Source organism: Hoskinsella mucinilytica, from assembly GCF_045223415.1.
GTDB classification, from domain to species: Bacteria; Bacillota_I; Bacilli_A; order Erysipelotrichales; family Erysipelotrichaceae; genus Hoskinsella; species Hoskinsella mucinilytica.
Genome location: NZ_JBEQZJ010000073.1, coordinates 1 through 9,845, shown reverse-complemented (window position 1 = coordinate 9,845; position 9,845 = coordinate 1). Strand labels below are relative to the sequence as shown.

Below are 9,845 nucleotides of genomic sequence, written 5' to 3'. Positions count from 1 at the left end.
GATGAAGATAGCGCTTCATCCCTTTTAGACGTTTAGGAGTACTAGTTTTAAAACAAAGTAACAGTGTAGAATCCCTCTTTCAATAGCCCAATCTTTACAGAATCAGACTATTTTTTTCTTTTACTGTTTTTCAGTACAAGATTGACGATCATCCAAACTAGCATTAGAGCGATACAAGTCAGTTCTCCCACTAGGTAGAGAATGAACCATTCATTCATGAACTTGATCTCCTTTGTTCATCTTTCTAGCACGTATGTATACTCGTACCATAAAATGACCTCCTATATATATAAACACGTAAAACAGGTACGAAAATCCTAAATTATTTTTATATTTTTACTGAAAAGATAATTCATCCATAAGTTTTATCGATATATATAAAACACTTCATTGTAACAGAAAAGAAATTATGACATCATGACATTCCTTTATATTTCTTGATTTTTTCTTACGATTCTGTTAAAATCAGCATCTGTGTTTCTATTTGTGCTATAATACAGACGAATAAGGGACAAATACAAGGGGTGAATCACATGGATGAGAAGAATTTGCATACCGAACCGGTATTCGATAATGAAGAAAGAAACGAAGAGTTCTTTAATAATTTATTTAGTTTTCGCAATGTATTGATATTGACAGCAGTTCTTGGCATCCTACTGCTCATTTATCTAGTATAAGACTTAAGATGAAGAGAGAAAGAAAAAGTTTATTCCATTGGTCAATATGGGATAAACCTTTTCTTATAAAGCTTTTTAAAATTGATACATGACATTTCCTAAATATATGCTATGATAAGGCTATAAGCAGATCTCTTATGTAACAATTTACAGTCCTTAAGAAATTATTTGCACAAATATAACTGAAAGTGTTGTAATTTGCTAAGGTTAGTGGTATGATACTAACAAATTTGATAGAGGCGCAGAAAAGACAACAACTTATGAAGCCGGCGGGCATCTGACATAAGATGAAAGCGATTCTGCCGAACTGCTTCCTTAGGCATAAGGGGTGGTGGGTCAACAGAGAATATCTGTTGGACTGTCTGCGAATACGTAGATGTGCTATCTTATTGTCGTGAGAAGATAAACCATGTCAGTAAGAGCAATCTGCTGACATTTTTTTGTGAGGTAAAGACGATGAATAAAAATGTGCTAGAAATTTCCGGAGTATCAGTAGAACAACTGGCTGCTACTTGCAAAACTCCCCTGTATGTATACGACGAAAACAAGATACGCCAGCAATTAAGTATGTATCATGAGCTGTTTCGCTCAAACGATTTTGAAACCGAGGTATTATATGCTAGTAAAGCCTTTAGCTGTAAAGCGATGGTAGAACTTGTGAAGGCCTATGGATTAAGTTTGGATGTTGTCAGCGGTGGTGAATTATATACTGCAAAACAAGTAGGATTCCCAATGGAACGTGTGTATTTTCATGGCAATAACAAATCTTATGAAGAGCTAGAAATGGCAGTTCATTATGGTGTTGGTACCATTATCGTAGATAACGATATGGAATGTGAAGCCTTGGTTCAAATCATGAAAAATGTAGGAACTTCAATCAAAACGATGATTCGAGTTAATCCTGGGGTTGAAGCACATACACACAAATATATCATGACAGCATATGTGGACAGCAAATTCGGTATTTCTATTCTACGAAAAAAAGAAATTGCGGATATGATCTTAACACTGACAAGCATTCCTAATATCACCTTTGAAGGCTTCCATTCTCACATCGGTTCTCAAATTTTCGATAAAGAGGCTTATGTAGCGGAAATCACGAAATTATGCGAATTTATGGAAGACATGCAGAAAGAATATAACATTTTATGCAATGCCTTAAATTTAGGTGGTGGTTTTGCGGCTTATTATACAAGTGATGATCAACCAATTCCATTACATGAGGTTTGTAAAACAATTCTTGATACCTGTAGGATACAGAAGGATACACACAATCTAACCTTTCATAGAGTGTTAATAGAGCCAGGTAGAAGCATTGTCGCAGAAGCTGGGTCAACGTTATATCGCATAGGATATCAAAAAGTTACTGAAAACAAAAAATACCTGTTTGTAGATGGGGGTATGAGTGATAATATTCGTCCTGCTTTATATCAGGCTGATTATGCTTGCGATATCGCCAATCGTATGAATGAAGAGAAAACAGAAAAGGTTACAGTAGCCGGTAAATGTTGTGAATCTGGAGATATTCTAGTCGAAGATGTCATGTTACCTGCCGCTAAACAAAATGATCTATTGATTTTATATACGACTGGTGCTTATGGTTATAGTATGGCAAGCAATTACAATAAATTAGGCAAACCCGCTGTTGTTTTTGTAAAAGATGGCGTCGTTCGTGAGGTTATTAAGCGAGAAAGTTATCAGGATATGTGTGCAATGGATTGTGATGAGGTCATCAATGTATGAATGTAGTTGAGAAGTACGGTGGAACCAGTGTTGGAACGATAGAACAAATTTTAGCAATTGCTGAACATGTAAAGGAAATGAAAGAGGCTGGTCACAATGTAGTATTGGTAGCCAGCGCCATGGGAAAGACCACCAATAAATTAATCGAGATGACCAAAGCCATTAGTGAAAAGGTCAATCAACGAGAATTAGATTCCTTGTTATCTACAGGAGAACAAAGAACCATTACATTATTAGCTATGGCAATCGATGCATTGGGAATCCCTGCAATTTCCTTAACAGGATATCAGGCTGGTTTTATTACCAGTTCTCATCATGCACATGCAAGAATCAAGGATATTGATATTACTACATTAAAAAAACATTTAGATGATGGTAAGGTCGTTGTCGTTGCAGGTTTTCAAGGTGCTACGGAACATGGAGAAATTACAACACTTGGACGTGGAGGAAGCGATACTACAGCAGTAGCTCTAGCGGCCAAGCTAGGCTGGGAATGTCATATCTATACAGATGTGAATGGGGTTTATACGATCGATCCACGCTTATATCCTCATGCAAAGCGTTTAAAAGAAGTTACTTATAATGAGATGATGCAAATGGCATGCCTTGGTTCAGGCGTTTTGGAAACACGTAGTGTAGAATTAGCTAGCAAATACCAAGTTAAGCTGTTCCTTGGAAAAGCCTTGGAGAAAGATAAAAACAAGGGGACTTATATTATGGAAACTACAAAGAATTTAGAAGATATGCCGATTACCGGCATTAGTATCAAGGATGATTATGCGATCATGAGAGTCAATGAATTACCGAATGATGGTGTCTTTCTGGGAAATTTATTTAAAATGATCGCAAAACTGGATATCAATCTTGATACCATTTCACAACAACTGACACATGATGGAAAAGTCAATTTTTCATTCTATTGTAATAAACAACAATCTGATACTATTTTAGAACATGTGGATGAACTACATTCCAAATATCCGATCTCTCGTTTACTTGGATTTGTTAAGCTTTCTATTGTTGGGGTTGGTATTTCTACACACAGTGGTATTGCCGCAAAAGTGTTAAATACCTTAAACGCTCACGATATTCGATATTATATGATCACTTCTTCTGAGATATCTATTTCATTAACCATCGAGGAAAAAGATAAACAAAAAGCGATTCAGGTATTAGGCGAAGCATTTGATTTATAACAAGATGTACCCGTATCAATGGTACACAAAGCATTTGGATCTAACAGCCATTTATCAGTGGATTCGATTACAAGATAACCAGAACCTAGGATTGATAAAAAGGAAGCTGTTTATATAAGTGGTCCTATACAAAGGATCATGGAAGGAGAAATTCATTATGATCAAGGGTAGTATTGTAGCATTAATTACACCATTCCATGAAGATGGAAGCGTAAATTTTGAAAAGCTTGGTGAGCTGTTAGAGTGGCATGTGGCCAATCATACAGATGGAATCCTTATTTTAGGAACCACTGGAGAAAGCTCTACCATGACACATGAAGAAGATGATGCGGTTGTAGAGTATACTTTACATGTCATCAACAAGAGAATTCCTGTCATTGTAGGTGCTGGAAGCAATTGTACACAGACCGCTGTTGAAAAAAGTATCAAATATGAAAAGATGGGTGCGGATTATTTATTGATCATTTCACCATATTACAACAAGGCTAATAATCAAGGGATGATCGCTCATTTTACAGCAGTAGCTGATGCAGTAAACATTCCGATCATCATGTATAATATTCCAGGAAGAACCGGTGTAGCCATCAGTGAGGACGCTGTTAAAGTATTAAGTAAACACCCAAATATTTGTGGTATCAAAGAAGCAAGTGGCAATATCTCTTATGCTACCAGTATTGCACGTTATTTAAATGATGATTTTGCAATGTATAGTGGAAATGATGATATGATCACGAGTATGATGTCCATTGGTGCTAGTGGTGTCATTTCTGTAGTAGCTGATATCTTGCCAAAAGAAACGCATGATATGGTCATGGATTATCTTAACGGAGATGTGAAAAAGTCTTTAGATGCCCAGTTGAAATATTTAGATTTGATTCATGCATTGTTTATTGAAGTAAATCCTATTCCTGTTAAAGAAGCCTTAAACATTATGGGAAAAGAAGTAGGCGGTTATCGTTTGCCTTTATGTGAGATGAGTGCAGAGCATAAAAAAGTATTAGAAGAAAAAATGCATGAGGTGGGACTATGAATATCGTCATTGTAGGTTTTGGAAAAATGGGACAGTTGGTAAAGAAGACATGTGAAGAACATGGTCACACCATTTTAATGGTATGTGATATCACAAACTGTCATGATTTAGATGCATTACAAGATAATGTTGATGTTGTTATTGACTTTTCTCATCCGGATAACCTAGCTTGGTTATTGCCTTATGTGAAAAAAACAGGTGCAGCATTAGTATGTGGCACTACTGGTATCAACGATCTACAGCGCAAACAGATTGAAGAACTTGGTGAAAGTAATCGTGTGATATATTCTGCTAATTATTCCTTTGGTATCGCTGTATTTAAAGAAGTGTTATCTATGATCACACCTATGCTTTCCGCAGATTTTGATATTGAAGTAATTGAAAAACATCATAATCAAAAGCAAGATGCTCCAAGTGGTACCGCTAAGCTTTTAGTGGAAACTATGAACCCAGATCATGATTTCAAAGAAGTTCATGGTCGAAACGGTATGGTTGGTAAACGTCAAAAGGAAATCGGTATTCATGCTGTACGTGGTGGAACACTTGCAGGTGAACATAGTGTGTATTTCCTCGGAGATGATGAAAGCTTTGAAATTACACATACTGCGACCAGTCGCCAAATTTTCGTCAATGGCGCAGTACGTGCAGCAGAGTTTTTGGTAAAACAACCAAATGGAAGTTATACAATGAAGGATCTATTGTTTCATAATTAAGCTTATTACAGAAAAAGCATATGCCACAATTCGCATATGCTTTTTCATATAGTCATTGTTTCGATATCCACTCAATCACATGATCATAAATTTCTTTTTGTATCTGTTTTGCACTCTTATCTGCTACGATTCCATTTTGTAAGATAGATACCATTTCTGTCTTCTCATATAAATCTTTATATCGAATGGAGGGTTTATCTTTTAATACAGATATATCCCACATTTGACTATCATTCATTGCAATGATCATTTCTTTACGTAAAGAATCATATATGGAGAAATCTTTGATATCATCCTTATCTAAAACAGCAACTCCATCTTCGGCATCCAGATAAGCTTGAATTCCCTTTTTACTTCTTACCATATTCATAAAAGCCTTAGCACTTTCTTTGTATTTACAATCATTACGTACCATAAAACCGTAAATATCCGCAAAGGGAGAAAATGTTTGAGTATCTGTACTTGGCATAGGAATAAAATGTAATTCCTGTGCCTGATACAAAGGATGCTTTTGAATATTAGATGTCGAAATTAAACCACTCATATAATGACTCGCATAAAAATCTTTTGATACATAAGGATCATCCTCTAAATCATGCTCTTTATAAAATGCTTTCATGTTTTCAATACAAGATAAAAATGTATCATCCATAAATACTTGAGATGTATCTGTTTCATCATGTTGATATTCGCTTAACCAATAAGGTAATACTTGATCGATTGCATGACTATAATAAATCATATGACTTTGATTCATTACAGAAAAATCTTGAAGTTGTTCTTCCAAAAGATGGTATGTATCTAGTTTGGGTTGGGAATAACTATATAACAATCCCTTTGCCTCAACAGGCTGAAAGTACCCCGCTAACTCCTTTCGCTGAAAATGGGAGAAAGGGTAGGCATCATCATAGCTTGCATACATTGCATATTCACGCTTATATATTGCATCACTATCTTTGACCCATTCGATATCTGTTTGAAACTGTTGATGGAAGGAACTTTCTTTGATTTGAAATTTCAATGCATTTGCTTGCTGGGGATATTGTTCATTCCATAAGTTACGAAGTGCTAAAGCATAGGATGGAGAAGGTAGTGTAATTGTCAATACCGGATTTTCTTCTAATTGAGGCATCTGTTGAGAAGATAAACTACAAGATGTCAATAGGAAGCCAAACAATATAAGAACCATTTTTTTCATTTTATCACCTTAAGCTAAAGTCTATCAGCGAAAAGACATAAAATTTGTAGAAGATTGTGCATTTACAAGTTATAATAAAGATATGAGCTAAAAAGGGGGCATCCTAACATGAAATACTTACAGCAGCTTATGCAGAATCTTGAAAAAGAAGCAGGTTCCCATACCCATGATATTTTTAATTATGCGCTACCCCAGTCTTGGAATCTGTTTGGTTTTTCAAAGACCAGAACATTGAGAAACAAAGAAATTCTAGTCAATCCTTATGATTTTTATCTTTATTCTTTCCAACATCTATTTTATGATGCAAAGGGAAAAATGAAAAAAGCAGTACCACTTGCCACAACAGGGTGGCTAAAAAAAGCATGTATCTATTCCGTTCATATCCGTTCACTTGCCGCATGGGATCATGATCGTGATGATAGCTTAAAGGAAAATTTATATGGTCTAAAGGATAATGGCACCTTTCTAAAGGCAATCCTTTTACTTCCTTTCTATCAACGTATGGGAATCAATACCATATTATTGCATCAACCTTTTGCATTGGGCAAAACGGAAAAGGCACATGACTATGCACAAAAGGAATGCGTAGTGGATTTTCAATCCATAGATGAAGAATTAAAAGATCCTCTTGTTCCTCAAATGAGTGCATTAGAACAATGTATCGCCTTTATTGAAGCATGTCATCACCTAGGATTTCATGTCATTTTAGAATATTGTCCGGGCAAAATTTCCATTGACCATATTTATCAAAAAGAGCATCCGGAATTCTTCTATTGGATAAAAAAGGAAGCATTGTCATCTTATCATGCACCAATCAGCTATGGGCTACCGCAAAATACCCTACCCTTCTCTTATTCCTTGAAGGATTTCTATCGTAGCGATGATGTTAAAACACATATTTCTCAATTTGTTTTTGCGGATGATGCATGTGATAAGGTCATTGCGCCTGCATTTTCTGATCAAATCAATGCAAGTTTACCTATAGATTCTGATGCTACTTACTTCAGATTTTATACTGATTTCCATCTTCATGTACCAAGTGAGCTACAGAAAACAAGCGCACCGTTTTTAACACAAGATACCATAAGATGTGATCTTCATCCGGCGAAAAAACCAAATAGTGATTTGTGGAATGCACTTAATGAGAATATAAGCTGGTATCAATCTGAATTAGACATTGATGGTATCTATTTAGAAAAGCCATACTTACTACCTGAAAAATTACAAAAAGAAATGGCAAGAAATGCAAAGAAACAGAAAAAAGGGTTTGTCATGATTGCCGAGGATACCGTTCATGAAAACAGTGAGCTATGGAAACGAAAAGGGTTTGATGCTATTTCCGGCAATAGTGCTTATGAAGAAACGCAAATCAAGGACTATAAATTTCATACTTTTGCCTATCAGCTTAGAGGTAATGCTTGTCCGATGTTTGCGGCTAGTGAATTTTATGATTCCAGACGTTGCAGTTGCCTAGAGGATGGAAAAACATTGACCAATATGTTAAGTATCATGAATTTGTTTTTACCTAATGGTATACCAATGTACATGAATGGAATCGAAAGCTATGAGGTTCAGCCACTTCAATTGAGTGAATATGGTGATCAATCATACTTGACTTCTCTTCCTAAAGAAGATCGTCGTTATTTTAGACAACCTTATGTCGATCGTTATTATTATAACTATACATCTAGTGATTTAAATGTTTTACCTTCTCTCATGGAAAAAGCAAATCAAATCAGAAAAGAGTATATTGATGTCATGCATAAAGGACAGTGTTGTATACCGATTTGGTTTGATTCACCAAGAGATGCTGGTATTGGATTTACTTATATGAAAGAGGATAAAGCATTGATGGTGATATGTAACACGAATGTTCATGAGAGTGTACATTTACATATTCATACGGAAAACATGTGGAAGGAACTACCTTTTACCTACAACAGTATATTACAGATATATTCTACTAACGATCCATACATCCATGATGTCTATTTAGATCAAGCACAAAACATTCCTCTAGATTTTGAACCTGGAGAAATTAAATTTATAGAACTAAAAACAGAGAGTTCCTCATGAATTCTCTGTTTTTTGATTCGGCATTAATTTGACATATAACTCTAAAATCGGTTTTTTCCCCAAGCTCTTTTCTGTAAATAATACATATTCTACATGACATGGAACATATGGCGTTTTATCCATCCATTTATGATAAATATAATGTTTTGCTTCATGAATTGCTGTATACCAAGACTGCATCCATTTGCAGGATACTTCTATGACGGCATACGTTCCTTCTAGCATCATGAGTTTTTCTAAGTTCTGATAGCGTTTCATACCTCCTACAAATAATTGATACTCGCCATCATCTTGATAAAATTCTTTTGTGCAGATAATATAAGGTGGTTTCATTTCACAGCCACTTGCTCTATGTACTTGTTGCATCAAATCTTGAGTGTTCTTCTTAATTTGTTTATCATTGGAAATGGTTCTCAGCCCATAAAATATCTGTTCCTGTAGTTCTTTTATGATAACATCTTTCATAAATCCCTCTATCGCTTATGCTCTTGATAAAAAGCTTTTAAGTCATTTTTGACTTCTTGAGATAACGCTGTTTTCTTAACACCTTCTATGGCTCCTTCTAATGCTTGAAGACGTAGAAGACAAGCAGAAGGATCCTTTGTTTGAATCCTAAGCCATGCTTGTTTAGCACCGATTTCTTTTAATTCCATTACGCTATAGATTTCAACTTCGTTTAACTGCTCCTCTAAAACCTTACCGATATTTACTACATGCGCTAACTCTCCCATAAGCAACCACCATCCTTATATCATCATGATAACATAAAACGAAGCTTTTGGATGCATGACTTTTCTTATTTTAGAAATTTCGTTATAATAGGTGCAGGTGATGACATGTATCGATTAAAAGAAGACCATATGGATGAATTAGAAATTAAAAAAAGTCGCTTTCTTTGTTATATGCATAAATGTTTGAGTGAAGAGGAAGCAAAAGCATTTCTTCAGCAAATAAAAAAAGAACATCCCAATGCTACACATCATTGTTATGCTTTTATCATTGGGGAACAAAACGAACTTCAGCGTAGTAATGATGATGGTGAACCTTCCGGTACTGCCGGTGTTCCTATATTAGAATGTTTGATGAACAATCAAATGCAAGATATCATAGCTGTTGTTGTACGCTATTTTGGCGGCATAAAGCTTGGCGCAGGAGGATTGATTCGTGCTTATTCCAAAAGTGTGTCTACAGCCTTAAAAAGCGCTGTTTTAA

Annotated in this window: 10 protein-coding genes and 1 riboswitch; of the genes, 7 read left to right on the top strand and 3 right to left on the bottom strand. The window is 35.4% G+C overall.

What is annotated here, in order from left to right:
* The first annotated feature begins 533 nt into the window (after positions 1-533).
* From UGRO018_RS17065 to dapB, 5 genes are all read left to right on the top strand, one after another.
* The gene (locus UGRO018_RS17065; protein WP_416327718.1) at positions 534-677 is read left to right on the top strand and encodes a hypothetical protein; all 144 of its coding nucleotides are present in this window, start codon (positions 534-536) and stop codon (positions 675-677) included.
* A gap of 226 nt (positions 678-903) precedes the next feature.
* Positions 904-1,069: riboswitch (Lysine riboswitch) on the top strand.
* Positions 1,070-1,133: 64 nt separating this feature from the next.
* Positions 1,134-2,420, top strand: a complete 1,287-nt coding sequence (gene lysA, locus UGRO018_RS17060) for a diaminopimelate decarboxylase (RefSeq protein WP_416327717.1) — start codon at positions 1,134-1,136, stop codon at positions 2,418-2,420.
* Complete coding sequence (locus UGRO018_RS17055; protein WP_416327716.1) at positions 2,417-3,616, top strand: aspartate kinase; 1,200 nt, start codon at positions 2,417-2,419, stop codon at positions 3,614-3,616. The genes lysA and UGRO018_RS17055 overlap by 4 nt, the downstream gene beginning before the upstream one ends.
* Before the next feature lie 157 nt (positions 3,617-3,773).
* Positions 3,774-4,646, top strand: a complete 873-nt coding sequence (gene dapA / locus UGRO018_RS17050) for a 4-hydroxy-tetrahydrodipicolinate synthase (protein WP_416327715.1) — start codon at positions 3,774-3,776, stop codon at positions 4,644-4,646.
* Positions 4,643-5,359, top strand: a complete 717-nt coding sequence (gene dapB, locus UGRO018_RS17045) for a 4-hydroxy-tetrahydrodipicolinate reductase (RefSeq protein WP_416327714.1) — start codon at positions 4,643-4,645, stop codon at positions 5,357-5,359. The genes dapA and dapB overlap by 4 nt, the downstream gene beginning before the upstream one ends.
* Before the next feature lie 52 nt (positions 5,360-5,411).
* On the opposite strand, the gene UGRO018_RS17040 is transcribed toward dapB, so the two are convergent.
* Positions 5,412-6,557, bottom strand: coding sequence for a hypothetical protein (locus UGRO018_RS17040; protein ID WP_416327713.1), 1,146 nt, complete (start codon positions 6,555-6,557; stop codon positions 5,412-5,414).
* A gap of 108 nt (positions 6,558-6,665) precedes the next feature.
* Here UGRO018_RS17040 and UGRO018_RS17035 point away from each other — a divergent pair, with 108 nt between their 5' ends.
* Positions 6,666-8,633: an alpha-amylase family protein gene (locus UGRO018_RS17035; RefSeq protein ID WP_416327712.1), complete on the top strand. Its 1,968-nt coding sequence runs from the start codon at positions 6,666-6,668 to the stop codon at positions 8,631-8,633.
* Here UGRO018_RS17035 and UGRO018_RS17030 read toward each other — a convergent pair.
* Both UGRO018_RS17030 and UGRO018_RS17025 read right to left on the bottom strand, forming a co-directional pair.
* Positions 8,628-9,098, bottom strand: a complete 471-nt coding sequence (locus UGRO018_RS17030) for a hypothetical protein (protein ID WP_416327711.1) — start codon at positions 9,096-9,098, stop codon at positions 8,628-8,630. The genes UGRO018_RS17035 and UGRO018_RS17030 overlap by 6 nt on opposite strands.
* 8 nt (positions 9,099-9,106) lie before the next feature.
* The gene (locus tag UGRO018_RS17025; protein WP_416327710.1) at positions 9,107-9,364 is read right to left on the bottom strand and encodes a TfoX/Sxy family protein; all 258 of its coding nucleotides are present in this window, start codon (positions 9,362-9,364) and stop codon (positions 9,107-9,109) included.
* Between the two features lie 105 nt (positions 9,365-9,469).
* Here UGRO018_RS17025 and UGRO018_RS17020 point away from each other — a divergent pair.
* Positions 9,470-9,845 (top strand): YigZ family protein (locus UGRO018_RS17020; RefSeq protein ID WP_416327709.1); only part of this gene is annotated, 376 nt, incomplete at its 3' end.